At 73.4% G+C, this 15,318-nt stretch carries 12 protein-coding genes and 1 pseudogene; 3 read left to right on the top strand and 10 right to left on the bottom strand.

Annotation, left to right across the window (positions count from 1 at the left end):
• The first annotated feature begins 119 nt into the window (after positions 1–119).
• A complete protein-coding gene (locus ACFPIH_RS47280) occupies positions 120–2,684 on the top strand; it encodes a CHAT domain-containing protein (RefSeq protein ID WP_381185269.1) in 2,565 nt (854 codons plus the stop codon).
• 13 nt (positions 2,685–2,697) lie between these two features.
• Here the strand turns inward: ACFPIH_RS47280 and ACFPIH_RS47285 are convergent, their stop codons facing one another.
• Positions 2,698–4,731, bottom strand: a complete 2,034-nt coding sequence (locus tag ACFPIH_RS47285) for a LuxR C-terminal-related transcriptional regulator (protein WP_381185126.1) — start codon at positions 4,729–4,731, stop codon at positions 2,698–2,700.
• Positions 4,732–4,892: 161 nt separating this feature from the next.
• Between ACFPIH_RS47285 and absR1 the strand changes: the two genes are divergently transcribed.
• On the top strand, positions 4,893–5,978 hold the full coding sequence (absR1, locus tag ACFPIH_RS47290; protein ID WP_381185123.1) for a beta-glucuronidase AbsR1: 1,086 nt from the start codon (positions 4,893–4,895) through the stop codon (positions 5,976–5,978).
• 101 nt (positions 5,979–6,079) lie between these two features.
• On the opposite strand, the gene ACFPIH_RS47295 is transcribed toward absR1, so the two are convergent.
• A complete protein-coding gene (locus tag ACFPIH_RS47295) occupies positions 6,080–6,601 on the bottom strand; it encodes a GNAT family N-acetyltransferase (RefSeq protein ID WP_381185266.1) in 522 nt (173 codons plus the stop codon).
• Between the two features lie 95 nt (positions 6,602–6,696).
• Here ACFPIH_RS47295 and ACFPIH_RS47300 point away from each other — a divergent pair, with 95 nt between their 5' ends.
• Complete coding sequence (locus ACFPIH_RS47300) at positions 6,697–7,068, top strand: P-loop nucleotide/nucleoside kinase family protein (protein WP_381185121.1); 372 nt, start codon at positions 6,697–6,699, stop codon at positions 7,066–7,068.
• A 610-nt stretch (positions 7,069–7,678) separates the two neighbouring features.
• On the opposite strand, the gene ACFPIH_RS47305 is transcribed toward ACFPIH_RS47300, so the two are convergent.
• The 8 genes and pseudogenes from ACFPIH_RS47305 to ACFPIH_RS47340 all read right to left on the bottom strand — a co-directional run bounded on the left by ACFPIH_RS47305 (position 7,679) and on the right by ACFPIH_RS47340 (position 15,201).
• Positions 7,679–8,845, bottom strand: a complete 1,167-nt coding sequence (locus ACFPIH_RS47305) for an MsnO8 family LLM class oxidoreductase (RefSeq protein ID WP_381185118.1) — start codon at positions 8,843–8,845, stop codon at positions 7,679–7,681.
• Positions 8,838–9,920, bottom strand: coding sequence for an LLM class flavin-dependent oxidoreductase (locus ACFPIH_RS47310; RefSeq protein ID WP_381185115.1), 1,083 nt, complete (start codon positions 9,918–9,920; stop codon positions 8,838–8,840). Before ACFPIH_RS47310 ends, ACFPIH_RS47305 begins: the two co-directional genes overlap by 8 nt.
• A complete protein-coding gene (locus tag ACFPIH_RS47315) occupies positions 9,917–11,293 on the bottom strand; it encodes an NtaA/DmoA family FMN-dependent monooxygenase (protein WP_381185112.1) in 1,377 nt (458 codons plus the stop codon). Before ACFPIH_RS47315 ends, ACFPIH_RS47310 begins: the two co-directional genes overlap by 4 nt.
• A gap of 23 nt (positions 11,294–11,316) precedes the next feature.
• Positions 11,317–12,507, bottom strand: a complete 1,191-nt coding sequence (locus ACFPIH_RS47320; protein ID WP_381185109.1) for an LLM class flavin-dependent oxidoreductase — start codon at positions 12,505–12,507, stop codon at positions 11,317–11,319.
• A gap of 76 nt (positions 12,508–12,583) precedes the next feature.
• Positions 12,584–12,715, bottom strand: coding sequence for a putative leader peptide (locus ACFPIH_RS47325; protein WP_381185263.1), 132 nt, complete (start codon positions 12,713–12,715; stop codon positions 12,584–12,586).
• 50 nt (positions 12,716–12,765) lie between these two features.
• Positions 12,766–13,242, bottom strand: a pseudogene (locus ACFPIH_RS47330) (GNAT family N-acetyltransferase); the annotation flags it as partial.
• Between the two features lie 57 nt (positions 13,243–13,299).
• Positions 13,300–14,319, bottom strand: coding sequence for an ABC transporter substrate-binding protein (locus ACFPIH_RS47335; RefSeq protein ID WP_381185107.1), 1,020 nt, complete (start codon positions 14,317–14,319; stop codon positions 13,300–13,302).
• A 66-nt stretch (positions 14,320–14,385) separates the two neighbouring features.
• Positions 14,386–15,201, bottom strand: a complete 816-nt coding sequence (locus ACFPIH_RS47340; protein ID WP_381185104.1) for an amino acid ABC transporter ATP-binding protein — start codon at positions 15,199–15,201, stop codon at positions 14,386–14,388.
• Positions 15,202–15,318: the final 117 nt, after the last annotated feature.

Here is a 15,318-nt window from a genome sequence, read left to right on the forward strand (position 1 = left end):
TGACACGATGTTCAATTGATACCGGTGGATACCGTGCCCGTATGGTGTGGGGTGCCGAGCGGAGCACTACCATCCGTGGAGTGACAGCGGGAAACGACTCGGTTCTCGAACTGCTGCCGATGGTGTTCGCCGCACCCAACGACGCGTTGTCGCGGGCGGAGGGCGTGCTCGACACCGACCCGACGCCGTTGCACGCCTCGGTCGCCCACCAGGTGATCGGCATCTGGCAGCGGGACTGGGGCGACATGCGGCTGGCCCTCGACCATCTTCGGCGCGCCCGCGCTCTCGCGGCCCGCGCGGACTCCGCCGAGCGCGAGGCGGACGTACTGGCCACGCTCGGGGTTGCGCTGGTGCACGCGGGGCGCACTCGGGAGGGACTGACGGCGTTCGAACAGGGGGTCGAGCGCGGGTCCGGTCACACCCGCGCGCGGGTGCTGTTCCGGCGGGCCTACTCGTGGTGGGTGCTCGGCCACCACCGGGAGGCGCTGGACGACGTCCGGCGGGCGATCCCGGTGCTGCGGCAGGCGGACGACGTGATCTGGACGGCGCGCGCGCTCACCCTGCGCGCCACCGTGCACCTCGCGCTCGGGGCGGTGGACCGGGCCGACGCGGACTTCACGGCGGCCGAGGCGCTGTGGGACACCACCGGCCAGGAGCACGACAAGGCGGACGCGGTGGAGAGCCGGGGGCTCGCCGCGTTCCGCTCCGGGGACGTCCCGGCGGCGCTGCGGCTCCTCGACGAGGCGGCGGAGCGGTACGCGAAGCTCGGCACGCCGACGTTCATGCTCACCATCCGGCGCTGCGAGGTGCTGATGGCGGCCGGGCTCGCGCCGGAGGCGCTGGCCGAGGCGGACGCGGCGACGGCCGTCCTGGACGGCATCGGCGGACAGTCCACCCTCAGGGCCGAGCTGCTGCTGACGGCGGCGAAGGCCGCCCGCCTCGCGGGCGACCCGGGGACGGCGATAGCGCGTGCGGCGGTGGCGGTGCGGCTCTTCGCCGGGCAGCGGCGCACCTGGTGGGAGGCGCACGCCCAGCTGGTGCTGATCGACGCGCGGCTCGCCGCCGGGCGGGGTTCGGGGCGGCTGGTCGCCGAGGCCGTCAAGGTGGCGGAGCGGCTGTCGGCGTTCGGCGCGCCCGCCGCGCCGGAGGGCTGGCTGCTGGCGGGCCGGATCGCGCTCGCCCTGGACTGGGCTGCGGACGCCGAGAGGTATCTCGAGGTCGCCGCGCGCAGCCGGCGCAGCGGGCCGCCGCTGGCCCGGATGACGGGCTGGGCGGCGCGGGCGCTGTGGGCGCGGGCCACCGGCTCCCAGCGGGGCGTGCTGGAGGCGTGCCGGCGCGGCCTCGACGTGCTGGACGCGCACCGTACGACGCTGGGCGCCTCGGAGCTGCGGGCCCGGGCCACCGCGCAGGGCGCGGAACTGGCCGCGCTGGCCCAGCAGGCGAGCCTTCAGGGGGGCGGGCCACGACAGTTGCTGGTGTGGAGCGAGCGCTGGCGGGCCACCGCCCTGTCCACCCCGCCCACCCGGCCGCCGGCCGACCCGACGCTGCTCAGCGGGCTCACCGCCTTCCGGGTGATCGCGGCGCGCGCCGAGGAGGCGCGGATGGAGGGCCGCCCGGTGCCGGCCCTGGAGCGGGAACAGCGCCGGCTGGAGCGCGAGATCCGCTCCCGCACCCTGCACATCCGCGGGCACGCGCCCGGCTACGGCGCCCGGTTCGACGTGGGCCTGCTCCTCGAGCGGCTCGGGGACGGGCGGCTGGTCGAACTCGCCGTGCTGGACGGGCGGGTGCAGGTGCTGCTGTGCGGCGGCGGGCGGGTGCGGCGGTTCGCGGGCGGGCTGCTGGCGGAGGCGGAGCGCGAGGCGGAGTTCGTGCAGTCGGCGCTGCGCAGGCTGGCACACCCGGGCGGGGAGCGGCGGCTGCCGCCGGCCGAGGAGGCGGGGCGGCGCCTGGAGGAGCTGCTGCTGGGTCCGGCCGCGGCGCGGCTGGGCTCCGGGCCGGTCGTCGTCGTGCCCCCGGCCCGGCTGCACCGGGTCCCGTGGGCGCTGCTGCCGTCGCTGCGGGAGCGGGTGGTGAGCGTGTCGCCGTCGGCAAGCGGCTGGCTGCGCGCCCACGCCACCGAGCCGCCACCGGGCGGCAAGCACGTCCTGGTGCGCGGGCCGGGGCTCGCCACCGGGGGCGCGGAGGTGCCGGAGGTGGCCGGGCGGTACGGCACGCCGACGGTCCTCGAGCACGACGAGGCACGCGCGCCCCGGGTACTGACCGAGCTGGACGGCGCCGCGCTGGCGCACATCGCGGCGCACGGCACGTTCCGGGCGGACAGCCCGATGTTCTCCGCGCTGCGGATGGCGGACGGGCCGCTGATCGTCCACGACTTCGAGCGGCTCGCCCGCAGCCCCTACCGGATCATCCTCTCCAGCTGCGACACCGCCCGGCTCGCCTCGGTCGGCGCGGACGAACTCCTCGGTCTGGTCACGGCGTTGCTGCCGCTGGGCACGGCGGGCGTGGTGGCGAGCAGCGCGCCGGTCAACGACGAGGCCGTCGTGCCGCTGATGCTCGCCCTGCACAAGGGCCTCAGCTCCGGCGTCTCCCTGGCCCAGGCGCTGCGCGACGCCCGCGCGGCGCTGCCGGGGGACGCGCTGCACCAGGCGACGGGGTGGGCGTTCACGGCGTTCGGAGCGGCGTGAACAGCCGTACCGGCTAGGCGGGTTGCTCCACGAGCCAGGGCAGGGAGCCGCGGTCGCCGGCACCGAGGCGGGTGTAGGCGCCGTAGAGGTGATTGCCGACGGTACGCACGGACAGGGTGAGCCGCTCGGCGATCTGACGGTTGCTCAGACCGGCTGCCGCCAGGGTGACGATCTGCCGTTGGCGGGCGGTGAGTTCGCCCAGGGCGAGGCCCGACAGGGCGGGGGTACGGGCCCCTTGGCAGCGGCGGGCCAGGGCGACGGCACGGGTGCGGGCGGTGCGGGCCGCGCTCGGGTCGCGGTGCGCACGCACGGCCTGGGCGTGCGCCTCGGCAGCGAACAACAGGAAGCCCCGCTCGGCCAGTTCCCCGGCCACCCGGTCCAGGGCGGGCCCGTCACCCCCGGCGAGCGCCCGGGCGTGCCGGGCGAACACCCCGTCGGGCGGCAGCAGCCCTTCGGCCCGCTCCGGATCTCCGAGGCGTACGGCGTCGTAGGCGTCGCACGCACCGGGCTGTCCGCCGAACTGGGCCAGCGCGAGGTCGAGTTCACGACGACACAGGAGGTCGTCCGAACACGGCTGCCCACCGGGCTGGGTGGCGGGGGCGCGGCCCGGGCCACAGCGGCACACCACATCCTCCGGACACGGCTGCCCGCCGGACTGGGTGGCGGGGGCGCGGTCCAAGCCACAGCGGCACACCACATCCTCCGAACACGGCTGCCCACCGGGCTGGGCGACGGGTGCGCGGCCCGGATCACTGCGGCACACCACATCGTCCGCACACGGCTGCCCGCCGGACTGGGTGGCGGGGGCGCGGTCCTGGTCACAGTGGCACGCCGTGTCGTCCGGGCGTGGGTGGGCGGCGAGGGCGTGGTCCGGGTCATGGGGGTGTGCGGCGTTGTGCGCGGCGGCTGCGAGACCCTCCCGGGCCCAGGCCGTGGCCTCGCGCAGTTCGCCGCGCAGGCGGGCGTACCGGGCGCGGACGGCCGCGTACCCGGGCGGGACCGGTTCCCCCTGCGCGACCAGCCACTCCCCCACCGGCGTGGGCGTCGTGCGGACGTCGTCGCGGTCGATGCGGCGGGTCAGCCCGGCCGCCTCCGCGTCCAGGGCCGCGTCCAGGGCCGGTGCCAGGGACCGCCGGCCGGAGGTCAGCCGCCGGGTGCGCAGCCGGCCGGCGGCGGCACGCAGGGCGGGGCCGTGCAGGGGGTGGGCGAGGCGGACGGCGAGGTCGTCCTCGTCCACCGCGATCAGGCCGTCCGACTCCAGGCGTTCGAGGACGCGTAGGTCGAGCGCGTCCGCGGGCAGGGACAGGGGTTCGGCGAAGGCGAGGCGGTCGAGGGTCTCGCGTTCGTCGGGGCAGGTACGGGCGAGGACGGGGGCGGTGCGGGCGCGGAGGGTGGGGGTGAGCGGGACCGGGCCGCGCCATGTCCACTCGTCGGAGTCCTGGACCCGGGTGAGGAGGCCCTCGTCGCGTACGGCGTCCAGCAGGTCCCGCAGGAGGCGCAGGTCACCCCGGCTCAGCCGGTGCAGACGGTTGACGGTCAGGGGCTCCAGGGCCCCGCCCTCGCCGGCCGTCAGAAGCTGGGCGGTGTCCTCGTCGGGCAGGGGTTCCAGGGCGAGGCGGGGCAGGAGCTCGCCGGTCCACAGACGGCTGACGGCGGCCGGTGCGGGGGCGCCGTCCGTCACGACGACCAGCAGCCTGGTGCGGCCCTGGACGGCCAGCTGGTGCAGCAGGGCGGCGGAGGCGTCATCGAGGAGGTGGGCGTCGTCCACCAGCAACAGCCTTACCTCGGAGAGGAGTTGGACGGCACGGTGCAGGGTGACGCCCTCGGGCAGCAGATGGGCGAAGGCGGCGAAGGGGATGCCCCGGGTTCCGGGGGGCCCGGGGGTCGCGGCCACGCGGGCGCAGTCGGTGCCACGGACGGCCTCGGCCGCGAGGCGGGTACGCCCGCAGCCCGCCGGGCCGGTCAGCACGATCCCGGGGCGGCCCGCCGCCAGCGACCGGCGGACGAGCTCCAGCTCCTCCTCCCGGCCGGTGAACGGCCATGGCATGCGCAGGGCCCCGGGTCGCACGGTCCCGGGTCGCACGGTCCCGGCAGGCGGTTCGATCGTCGTCACATCATCGTGACTCGGGATACTCATCCCTGATACAGGGCGACTTGAGTAGCCCCCGACTCAGGCGCCGTCCGGTACGCCACGGCACTCTGTTGTGCATGACCGCCCGCTACTGCTCGCTCGCGCAGCAGCCGGTCCCCGCGTTCGCCCCGGGGCTGGCCGCCGAGCGGCTCGGCGCGCTCATGAGCGGCCGGCGGATGTGGGTCAACGGCACGGTGCTGCACTACTACTTCTTCGACGGCGAGGGCGACGCGTCGGTCATCCCCGTACCGGGCTCAGGGTGCACCCGGCGGGTGTCGTGGGTGGGCGGCGAAGACCAGCGGGACGTGGTCCGCGACTGCTTCCGCGAGTGGGCCGGCCTCGGCCTCGGGGTGACCTTCGCCGAGGTCCCCGACCGTTCGGAGGCGGAACTGCGCATCGGCTTCCAGCGGGGCGACGGCTCCTGGTCGGCGGTGGGACGGGACGCGCTGCTCGCCGGCCTGAACGAGCGCACCATGAACTTCGGCTGGGAGCTCACCCCGCCCGGGGAGCGCGCGACGGCCCTGCACGAGATAGGGCACGCGCTCGGCATGCAGCACGAGCACCAGAGCCCGTTCGCCGGCATCCACTGGGACGACGAGGCCGTGTACGCCGACCTCGCCGGCCCGCCTAACTTCTGGAGCCGGGACCGCACCCACTTCAACATCCTGCGCAAGCTGGAACCGGCGGAGGTCAACGGCTCGGTGTGGGATCCGCAGTCGGTGATGGAGTACCCCTTCTCGGGGGGTCTGATCCTGGAGCCGGAGCAGTTCCGCGGGGGTGTGCACCCGCCGGGCGCGATCTCGCCGATGGACAAGGAGTTCGTGCTGCGCTGGTATCCGCCGCCCGACGCGCCGGGGCCCGCGGCACTGGTGCCGTTCCGGTCGGTGCCGCTCACCCTGGGGCCGGGCGAGCAGGCCGACTTCACCGTGGAGCCCAGGGAGACCCGCGAGTACACCCTCGGCACGTTCGGGGAGAGCGACTCGGTCGTCGTGGTCTTCGAGGAGCGCGACGGCGAGCCCCGCTTCCTCGCCGGCCAGGACGACGGCGGCACCCCGCGCAACTCCACGATCCGGGCCCGGCTGGTGAAGGGCCGCCGCTACTTCGTCCGGGTCCGCCTGTACTCCGGCTGGGGATCGGGCGAGACGGCGGTCATGTGCTGGTGAACCGGCACGCGACCGCCAACTGACCACTGTCCGGCGCCGGGGGAAAGGCCGGGTGGGCGTCTCCTTCGGGGGAGGGAGGCGCCCACCCGGCCACACCGGCCTCAGCTGCCCGGTTCGGCACGCCATTCCTCTTCGAGGATGCTGAACACCAGGGAGTCCCGCCAACCGTCCCGGATCCATGTCGTGTGCCGATGGCGCCCCTCGTACGTCATGCCGAGCTTGGTCAGCACGCGGGACGAGCCGAGGTTCCGCGGGTCGCAGGTGGCGTAGATCCGATGGAGTCCCAACTGGTCGAATCCGCATTCGAGAAGCCGGCGCCCGATCTCTGTGCCGATGCCCTGCCCCCACACCCGTGGATGCACGATGTAGGAGAGCTCGCCCTGGCGCTGTGCGCGACTGCGGACACGCAGCTCACCCATACCGACGACGGCGTCCCCGCGACGCGCCGCATGGGCGAACCTCTGCTGGGGTTCGCTCGACCAGGCTTCGACCGCGCCTCTCACGAAATCGCGCGTCTGGTCCTCGGTGTTCGGTCCCCAGGGCTGGAAACGACACGCCTCGGCGAGACGGGCCCACGAGTGAACGGCCGGCCAGTCGGCAAAAGCGATCTTGTCCAAAGTCACCGAGTTCCGACTCATGGGTCGATCTTGTCAGCGCATCACGACGTCGGGGCGGAGCGCAGGGGCTCCACGGCGAGCAGGCCCTCGTCCGGGCGGGCGTGGCCCGGCATCCGGTGGGACCGGCCGGTTACGTCGTCGGGTACGCCCTCGCCGAGGAGCACCTGCGGCAGGGGCTCTCCGTGGTCGCGGAGTCGGTGAACCCCCTGGCCGTGACGCGGGACGCCTGGCGGGAGTGCGCCGTGCGGGCGGGCGTGCCCTGGGCCGAGGTGGAGGTGGTCTGCTCGGACGCCGCCGAGCACCGGCGGCGGGTGGAGACACGGTCCGTCGATGTGCCCGGTCTGCCGATGCCTGGGTGGGCGGAGGTCGTCGGGCGGGAGTACGAGCCGTGGGAGCGGGAGCGGGTCGTCGTCGACACCTCGGGGCAGCGGCCCGAGGAGTCGCTGGCGGCACTGCTGCGAGCCCTCGGGTGAGCGGCCTCGCCGGAACCGACCGAGAACCGGGACCTGCACGACCCGAGCCCCTCACCTGAGCCGCCAGGCCGCCCACGGCGCGGCAACCGGCCCGCCCCTCCGCCCACAGTGCGGCAACAGGCCCGCCTGGCCGAGCAGCGGTGGCGCACAGGATCGCCTCGCCGCGCAGCGGTGGCGCACAGGCTCGCCTCGCCGCGCAGCGGTGGCGCACAGGGCCCGGCGGCCCCGGCGAGCGCGCCCATCTCCGGGAGTGCCGGCGCCGCGAGGGCGGCGGTCGCTCTCGGCGGCGACCGGGCCGCCGCGGGCTTGCGGCCCGACGGCCAACGGGCCCACCGCCGGCACCCCGGAGGCTCCAGCGGCCGGCGCCGCCCTCTACTCGCCGGGACCGCGGGGGCCCGGCGTCCAGCCCCGGCCCTCTACCCGCCGGCACCACCGAGGCCCGGCGTCCAGCCCCGGCCCTCGCCTCGCGGCGGCCCGGTCGTCGCGCCGCCGCGCCATCGCACCGCCGCACCGCCGCACCGCCGCACCGAGGCGGTCACGAACGCTCGGGCCGTCACCCCGGCCGGAGGGCGTAGCCGCTCGGCCGGAGGGCGCAGCCGCGCTCGGGCCGTCAGCCCGGCCGGAGGGCGTAGCCGCTCGGTCGGGGGGCGTGGCCGCGGCGGTGCCATTCCTCGGCGAGCAGTTCGTAGGACCTGACGCGGTCCGTATGGTCGTGTGTGATCGTGGTGATGAGCAACTCGTCGGCGCCCGTGGCCTCCTGGAGCTGTTCCAGCTGGTCGGCGACCGTGGCCGGGGAGCCCACGAACTGGGTGTCGAGGCGGTCCTGGACCAGGTCCCGGTCCTCGTCGCTCCAGGCGTGGGCGCGGGCCTCCTCGGGGGTCGGGAACGGGATGGCGCCCTCGGCGGTGCGGATGCTGCGCACCCACAGGCCGTAGCCGGTGGCGAGTTCGCGGGCGCGGGCGTCGTCCTCGGCGACGACGACGTCGGCGGAGACGCTGACGTAGGGCGCGTCGAGGAGTTCGGAGGGCTTGAAGTGCGCCCGGTAGCCGTCCACCGCCTCCAGGACCGTGGCCGGGCTGACGTGGTAGTTGGCGGCGAAGCGCAGGCCCCGCGCGCCCGCCGCCTCGGCGCTCTGGCCGCCGCTGCTGCCGAGGATCCACACCTCGACCTCCGCGCCCTCGCCCGGTACGACGTGTGCCTCGACGCCCTCAGGGGAGCGGTAGGTGCCGGCGAGCAGGGCGAGGATGTCGTCGATCTGCTCGGCGTAGTCCTGGGACTCGGCGCCGGGGAGGAGGAGCAGTTTGCGCTGCAGGGCGACGCGGGGTGAGCCGAGGAGACGTCGGAAGGAGAAGAGGGGCGGGATGAGCAGGCCGTTCGGGGCGCGGCCGTCGACGACCGGGGTGGCCGTCGGCACGGTCGCCTTCTCTCCCGGCGGGCCTCCACCGGAGCGGCCGAGGCCCAGGTCGAAGCGGCCGGGGTGCAGGGCGTCGATCAGGCCGAACTCCTCGACCGTGGAGAGCGCGGTGCGGTGGCCGAGCTGTACGGCTCCGGAGCCGAGCCTGATGGTGGAGGTGGCGGCGGCCGTCAGGGCGAGGACGACCGCGGGGGACGTACCGGCAACGCCGGGGTTGAGGTGGTGCTCGGCGAACCAGTGGCGGGTGTAGCCGAGGCGCTCGGCCTGCCGGGCGAGGTCGATGGAGTTGCGCAGGGCGTCGGAGGCCGTCGAGCCGGAGGAGATCGGGACCAGGTCCAGGACGCCGAGGGGGATGTCAGGCATGGGCGGGCACCTCCTGAGTGGGCAGTACCGGTGCCCAGGGGAACGGCGGGTCCGGTATCTCCTCGCGCAGTACCGGCGCCACCTCCGACTGGAACAGTTCCAGCGAGTCGCGGTGCCGGCTGTCGTCGAGGCCGCCGGCGTCCGCGTGCAGATGCAGGACGGTGTGGCCGAACCGCTCGTGGTAGCGGTGCACCTTCTCGATGACCTGCTGCGGGCTGCCGATCAGGGCCGAGCTGCGTTCGACGAAGTCCTCGACGCTCTCGAAGACCACCGGCAGCCCGAACTGCTTCTGGAAGGCGAGGGTGGACTCGAAGACCGGCCGGTAGGTCTCGACCGCCTCCTGGGAGGTGGGTGCCACGTACAGGCCCGCCGACCCGGCTCCGACCGCGATGGCGGCCGGGTCGTGGCCGTAGTGCTCCCAGCGCTCCCGGTAGTGGCGGATCAGCTCGGCGTACGGCTCGATGGGGTGGGTGACGTTCGCCGAGAACAGCGGGTCGCCGTAGCGGGCGGCGAGGTCGACGGACTCCTTGCTGGTGGCGCTGCCGTGCCAGACACGTACCGGCCGCTGGTAGGGCCTGGGCCAGACCTCCGCGTCCGTGAGGTGCGGGCGGAAGCGGGTGGCGGCGGTGACCTTGTCGTCGCGCCAGATCCGCCGGAACACCTCGTAGCTCTCGGCGTTGCGCTCCCACTGGTCCTCGGGGGTGACGTGGAAGAGCTCCCGCTGGGCGGCGCCGTTGCCCTTGCCGATGATCAGGTCGAGGCGTCCGCCGGAGAGGTGGTCGAGGGTGGCGTAGTCCTCGTAGGCGCGGACCGGGTCGAGCAGGCTGAGTGTGGTGACGGCGGTGAACAGCCGGATCCGTCTGGTCAGCGCCGCCACATGGCTGAGGACGACGGTCGGCGAGGAGGAGATGAACGGCCGCTCGTGCCGCTCCCCCACGCCGAAGCCGTCGAAGCCGAGCTCCTCGGCGAGCAGGGCGTTGTCGAGCACCTCCCGGAACCGGTCCTGGGTGGACTTCTGGATCCCGGTGACCGGGTCCGGGCGGTGCACGATCAGCGTGATCGCGAGGAACTTCACGATGCGGCCCGCTCGGCGGCGCCCCGCTCGTCCGGGTGGGCCAGGCCGAGGTGGTCGCGGAGGGTGGTGCCCTCGTACTCCGTGCGGAAGACGCCCTGTTCCTGGAGCAGGGGTACGACCTGGTCGGCGAAGGCGTCGAGGCCGCCGGGGGTGATGTGCGGGACCAGGATGAAGCCGTCGCTGGCGTCGGCCTGGACGTAGTCGTTGATGGTCTTCGCTATGGTCTGCGCGGAGCCGACGAAGTTCTGCCGGCTGCCGGTCTCGATGACCAGGTCGCGGATGGACCAGTTGTTGGCCTCGGCGAGCTCGCGCCACTCACGGGCGGTGACCAGCGGGTCGCGGTACATGCGGACCTGGGCCCGGCCGCGGGCGATGTGCTCCTCGCTGACGAGCGGGTCGACGTCGGGCAGCGGGCCTTCCGGGTCGTACGAGGACAGGTCCCGGTTCCAGACGAACTCCAGGTGCTTGAGCGCGGTGGCGCCGCTGACCTGCTGGCGGCGCACCTCCTTCGCGGCCTCCTCGGCCTCGGCGTCGGTGTCACCCAGGACGAAGCTGGCGGCGGGCAGGATCAGCAGCTGGTCGGAGCGGCGGCCGTACTTGGCGAGGCGGGACTTGACGTCGGTGTAGAAGGCCCGGCCCTCGTCGAGCTGTGCGTACCGGCTGAAGATCGCGTCGGCGCTCGACGCGGCGAACTCGCGGCCCTCGTCGGAGTCACCGGCCTGGAAGATCACCGGGCGGCCCTGGGGGCTGCGCGGGACGTTGAACCGGCCGTGGATGTCGAAGTGCTTGCCCTCGTGGACGAAGGCGCCGGCCTTGGCGTCGCGCAGGAAGACCCCGGTGGCCTGGTCGGCGAGGATCTCGTCGCCCCGCCAGGAGTCGAAGAGTTCCTGGGTGGTGGCGAGGAACTCCTTGGCGCGGGAGTAGCGCTCGTCCTGCGGGAGGAAGCCGCCGCGGCGGAAGTTCTCGCCGGTGAAGGCGTCCCAGGAGGTGACGACGTTCCACGCGGAGCGGCCGTCGGAGAGGTGGTCGAGACTGGCGAACTGGCGGGCCACCTCGTAGGGCTCGTTGAAGGTGGAGTTGATGGTGCCGGTCAGGCCGAGGTGTTCGGTGACGGCGGCGAGTGCGGCGAGGACGGTGAAGGTGTCGGGGCGGCCGACGACGTCCAGGTCGTAGATCTTGCCGCCCTGTTCGCGCAGCCTGAGTCCCTCGGCGAGGAAGAGGAAGTCGAACTTGGCGCGTTCGGCGGTCTGCGCGAAGTGGACGAAGGAGCTGAACTCGATGTGGCTGCCGGCCCGGGGGTCGCTCCACACGGTGGTGTTGTTGACGCCGGGGAAGTGGGCGGCCAGGTGGATCTGCTTCAGGGGCTTGCTCATGGTCGTCGGTCTCTCCGTCCGGCTCAGGCTGCGGCGTAGCGGTTGGCGGGGCGGGTCAGGCCGAGCAGCCCGCGCAGGGTGTCGGCCTCGTAGGCGCGCCGGAAGGCGTCGCGGCGCTGGAGTTCGGGGACGAGTTTCTGGGTGATCGCGGGGAGGTCGTGGCCGGCGACGGCCGGGCGCAGCCGGAAGCCGGTGAGGCCTGCGGTCTGGAACTCCTGGAGCAGGTCGGCGAGCCCGGCCGGGCTGCCGGCGAAGATCCGGGCGTCGCCGGTGTACTCCTCGCCGGCGAGGGTGTCGAGGCGGTCGAGGCGGGCGGCTGCCTCGGCGGGGTCGTCGTCGAGGAGGACGACCAGGTCGCCGAAGACGTGCAGCGGTTCGGCGGAGCGCCCCGCCGTCTCCTGTTCGGCACGGATCTCGGCGACGATCGCGCGGGCCTGGTCGGTGTCGTGCGGGGTGACGTATCCGACGTCGGTGGCGCGGGCCACCAGGCGGTAGGGGACGGTGGCGTGGGCGAGGGCGGTGACCAGCGGCTGGCCCTGCGGCGGGCGCGGGGTGATGGAGGGGCCCTTGACGCTGAAGTGACGGCCCTCGAAGTCGATGTAGTGGAGCTTGTCGCGGTCGATGAAGCGCCCGGTGGCCGCGTCGCGGATCTCGGCGTCGTCCTCCCAGCTGTCCCAGAGGCGGCGCACGGCCTCCACGTAGTCGGCGGCCTCGTCGAAGAGTTCGGTCACCACCGGGCTGTCGAGGTTCTCGATGCGGGGGACCGTACGGCGGCCGAAGTGCGCGGCGTCGGCGGGGCGGGCGGAGACCTGGACGCGCAGGCCGGCCCGGCCGGTGCTGACGTAGTCCAGGGTGGCGATCGCCTTGGAGAGGTGGAACGGCTCGGTGTGGGTGACGACCGCGGTCGGCACCAGCCCTATGTGCCGGGTGAGCGGGGCGACGCGGGAGGCGATGAGCACGGCGTCGAGACGGCCGCGGACCTGGTCGGTGCGGTCGTCCGGGTCCAGGAGGTGCGAGGACTGCGGGCCCAGGCCGTCCTCGATGGTGACGAAGTCGAGGAGGCCGCGCTCGGCCTCGGCGACCAGGTCGGCCCAGTATCCGGCGGTGAACAGCGCATGGGGGCGGGCGACCGGCTCGCGCCAGGAGGCGGGATGCCAGCCGGTGCCGTCGAGGGCGACGGCCAGATGGAGCGGGGAAGCAGGTGCTGAGGACACGGGGGTGCCTTCCTGGAGGTCCGTACGAGGACGCACGCCACCCACGGAAACAGGGGTGCGGCGGGTGGGGAACGGGTCAGGAGCAACAGAGCGCGCCGGCAACGCGCTGGAGGTCGATGTGGGGCCGGGAGTGGAGGTGCACGGCGTGCGATATCCGGGTCACGGCCGTCACCTCCCCCTTCTGGGCGCCGTGTGGCGCCGCACACATCTCGTCGTCAGTCACAACGCCTCTGCCTCCGCGGATGTTCCCGGCGCGCGCACCGACACGATGGTCGAGCGGCGGCGGATGCCGAGGTAGGTGCCGAGAGCGACGGTCCGCCGCAGGAAGGGGCCGGGGCGGGTACGGGCGACGAGGTCGAGGATCTCCGGCACGTCATCGGGTCCGAGAGGGACGGCCCCGGGGTCGGGTTCGGTGCGGAACTCCTCGGTGGCGACGAGTTGGACGCCCTCTCCCCCGCCGGTGACCTCCCAGCCGTCGGGCACGCTCTCGACGGGCTTGATCCGTACGGTCGTGCCCGGTCCGGCGAGCGTGTGCAGGTCGGCCCACGCGGCCGGGTCCCCCGGGTCGGCGAGGGCGGCGAAGGCGTAGATGTCGGCGGGGTAGCGGGCGGCGAGCCCTGCGCGTTCGGCGAGGTGGGCGTGCGGCCCGGTGAGGGCGGCCCGGACGGCGTTGTCGAGCACGTGCGGGGCGGTGGTCGGGGCTCCGCCTCCGCGGAGGTCGGTCTGGATGGTCACGGAGGCGGAATCCTCTCTAACTCAACAGGCATGACAGTGGCTGTACTTGACGAGACGTCAGGAGTTGTCCAGCGGCAGCCCGGGCGGGTTGACCTCGGACTTGGCGACGGCCTCGTTGGAGAGGTTCCAGGCGGTGAGCCACTTGGCGTACTGACCGTTCTTGATCAGGTAGTTGATCGCGTCGGCGAGCGGCTTGGCGAGGCCGCTGTCCTTCTTCGCGGTGGCGGCGATCAGTCCCTGGAGGCTCTCGCCCGCGCCGGAGAACGTGCCCGCGTTGCGGGTGGCGGTGGCGGTGCCCGCGGTCTTGGCGGCGTGGTAGGCGATGCCGGGGTTGGGGCCGAAGTAGGCGTCGATCTTGCCGCTGTTCAGCGCCAGGTAGAGCCCGTTGCTGTCCGGGTAGTACTTGACCGTGAGCTTCTTGCCCTCGCTCTCCAGCTTCTTCTTCCACTCCAGGAGGATCTTCTCCTGGTTGGTGCCGGAGCCGACGGAGACGGTGAGGCCCGCGAGGTTCTCGTAGTCGCCGTCGAAGTTCCAGGTGCTGGACTTCTTCACCTCCCAGCCGAGGTTGTCCTGCCGGTAGGAGGCGAACTCGTACTTCTTCTTGCGCTCCTCGGTGTCGGTGACGTTCGAGAAGGCGACGTCGACCTTGCCGCTGTCGATGCCGACGAAGAGGTTCTCCCAGGTGAAGTTCTTCGTCTCGGGCTTCAGTCCGAGGACCGCGGCGACCAGCCGGCCGAGGTCGGGTTCGGCGCCGGTGAGGGTCTTCTGGTCGTCGCCGACGTACGCCAGCGGGGCGAACCCGGAGGGCAGCGCGCCGACCCCGATGACGAGCCTGCCGCTCTTCTTCACGGCGGCGGGAAGTCCGGCGCTGATCGACTTCACCTCGGAGACCTTGAGGGCGGTCTCCTTGGCGGCGCCGTTGGAGAGTCTGCCGACGGTCACCGAGCCCGCGGACTCGGTCGTGGTGGCGGCCTCGCTGTCCCCGCCGCAGGCGCTGAGCCCGGTGGCGAGGGTGGCGACCGCGGTCGCCGCGGTGATGCCGCGCAGCAGGGCACGTCGGGAGAAGTGGGCAGGCATGACTGGCCGTCCTTTGTGACTGGATGAGATGAGAGAGGGTGATGGTGTGGGGGAGGTCGAGAGGTGTCAGAGCACCTTGCTGAGGAAGTCCCGCGTCCGTTCGTGCCGGGGGTTGTCGAGCACCTCGCCGGGCGGCCCCTGTTCGACGATCTTTCCGGCGTCGATGAAGACGACCCGGTCGGCGATCTCGCGGGCGAAGCCGATCTCGTGGGTCACGATGACGAGGGTGGTGCCGCTGGTCGCCAGGTCCCTGATGACGGCGAGGACCTCGCCGACGAGCTCGGGGTCTAGGGCGGAGGTGGGCTCGTCGAAGAGGATGACGCCGGGGCGCAGGGCCAGGGCGCGGGCGATGGCGACACGCTGTTGCTGGCCGCCGGACAGCTGCCGGGGGTAGGCGTCGGCCTTGTCCGCGAGGCCGACCTTCCCGAGGAGTTCCCGGGCGAGTGCCTGGGCCGCGGACTTGGTGAGTTTCCCGGTCGCCACGGGGGCGGCTGCGACGTTGTCCAGCACGGTGAGGTGCGGGAAGAGATTGAAGTTCTGGAAGACGAAGCCGATCCGGCCGCGCTGGGTCAGGATGGTCCGCTCGCTCAGCTCGCGCAGCCGCTCGCCGTGCCGGCGGACGCCGATCAGCTCGCCGTTGACACTGACATGGCCGATCTCCGGCTTCTCCAGGTGGTTGATGACCCGGAGCAGGGTGGACTTGCCGGAGCCGGACGGGCCGAGGATCACGGTGACCTCGCCGGGCCGTACGGTCAGGCTCACGCCGTCCAGGACCCGGTGGGTGCCGTACCACTTGTGCACGTCGTGCACCTCGACGGCGGCGGGTGCGGTCTCGGTGGCCGGTGCGGTCTCGGTGTTCACCGGTGCGGTCTCGGTGGTCATACGGCCCTACCTTCTTGAGTGCGTCCCGAGAGTTCGCGACTCTGGGACTGCGCGGGTGGGGCAGGGATGGCTTTCATGCTGGCTGCCCTCGATGGCTCAGGCCGCTGGTCCCCCTGC

It is taken from the genome of Streptomyces vulcanius (assembly GCF_042653945.1).
GTDB lineage: Bacteria > Actinomycetota > Actinomycetes > Streptomycetales > Streptomycetaceae > Streptomyces > Streptomyces mangrovi.

What these genes read in the sequence shown, in the direction of transcription:
- ACFPIH_RS47280 (WP_381185269.1), top strand. Translation starts at nt 120, where the DNA reads ATGGTGTTCGCCGCACCCAACGACGCGTTGTCGCGGGCGGAGGGCGTG.
- ACFPIH_RS47285 (WP_381185126.1), bottom strand. Translation starts at nt 4,731, where the DNA reads ATGCCATGGCCGTTCACCGGCCGGGAGGAGGAGCTGGAGCTCGTCCGC.
- absR1 (WP_381185123.1), top strand. Translation starts at nt 4,893, where the DNA reads ATGACCGCCCGCTACTGCTCGCTCGCGCAGCAGCCGGTCCCCGCGTTC.
- ACFPIH_RS47305 (WP_381185118.1), bottom strand. Translation starts at nt 8,845, where the DNA reads ATGCCTGACATCCCCCTCGGCGTCCTGGACCTGGTCCCGATCTCCTCC.
- ACFPIH_RS47315 (WP_381185112.1), bottom strand. Translation starts at nt 11,293, where the DNA reads ATGAGCAAGCCCCTGAAGCAGATCCACCTGGCCGCCCACTTCCCCGGC.
- ACFPIH_RS47325 (WP_381185263.1), bottom strand. Translation starts at nt 12,715, where the DNA reads ATGTGTGCGGCGCCACACGGCGCCCAGAAGGGGGAGGTGACGGCCGTG.
- ACFPIH_RS47335 (WP_381185107.1), bottom strand. Translation starts at nt 14,319, where the DNA reads ATGCCTGCCCACTTCTCCCGACGTGCCCTGCTGCGCGGCATCACCGCG.
- ACFPIH_RS47340 (WP_381185104.1), bottom strand. Translation starts at nt 15,201, where the DNA reads ATGACCACCGAGACCGCACCGGTGAACACCGAGACCGCACCGGCCACC.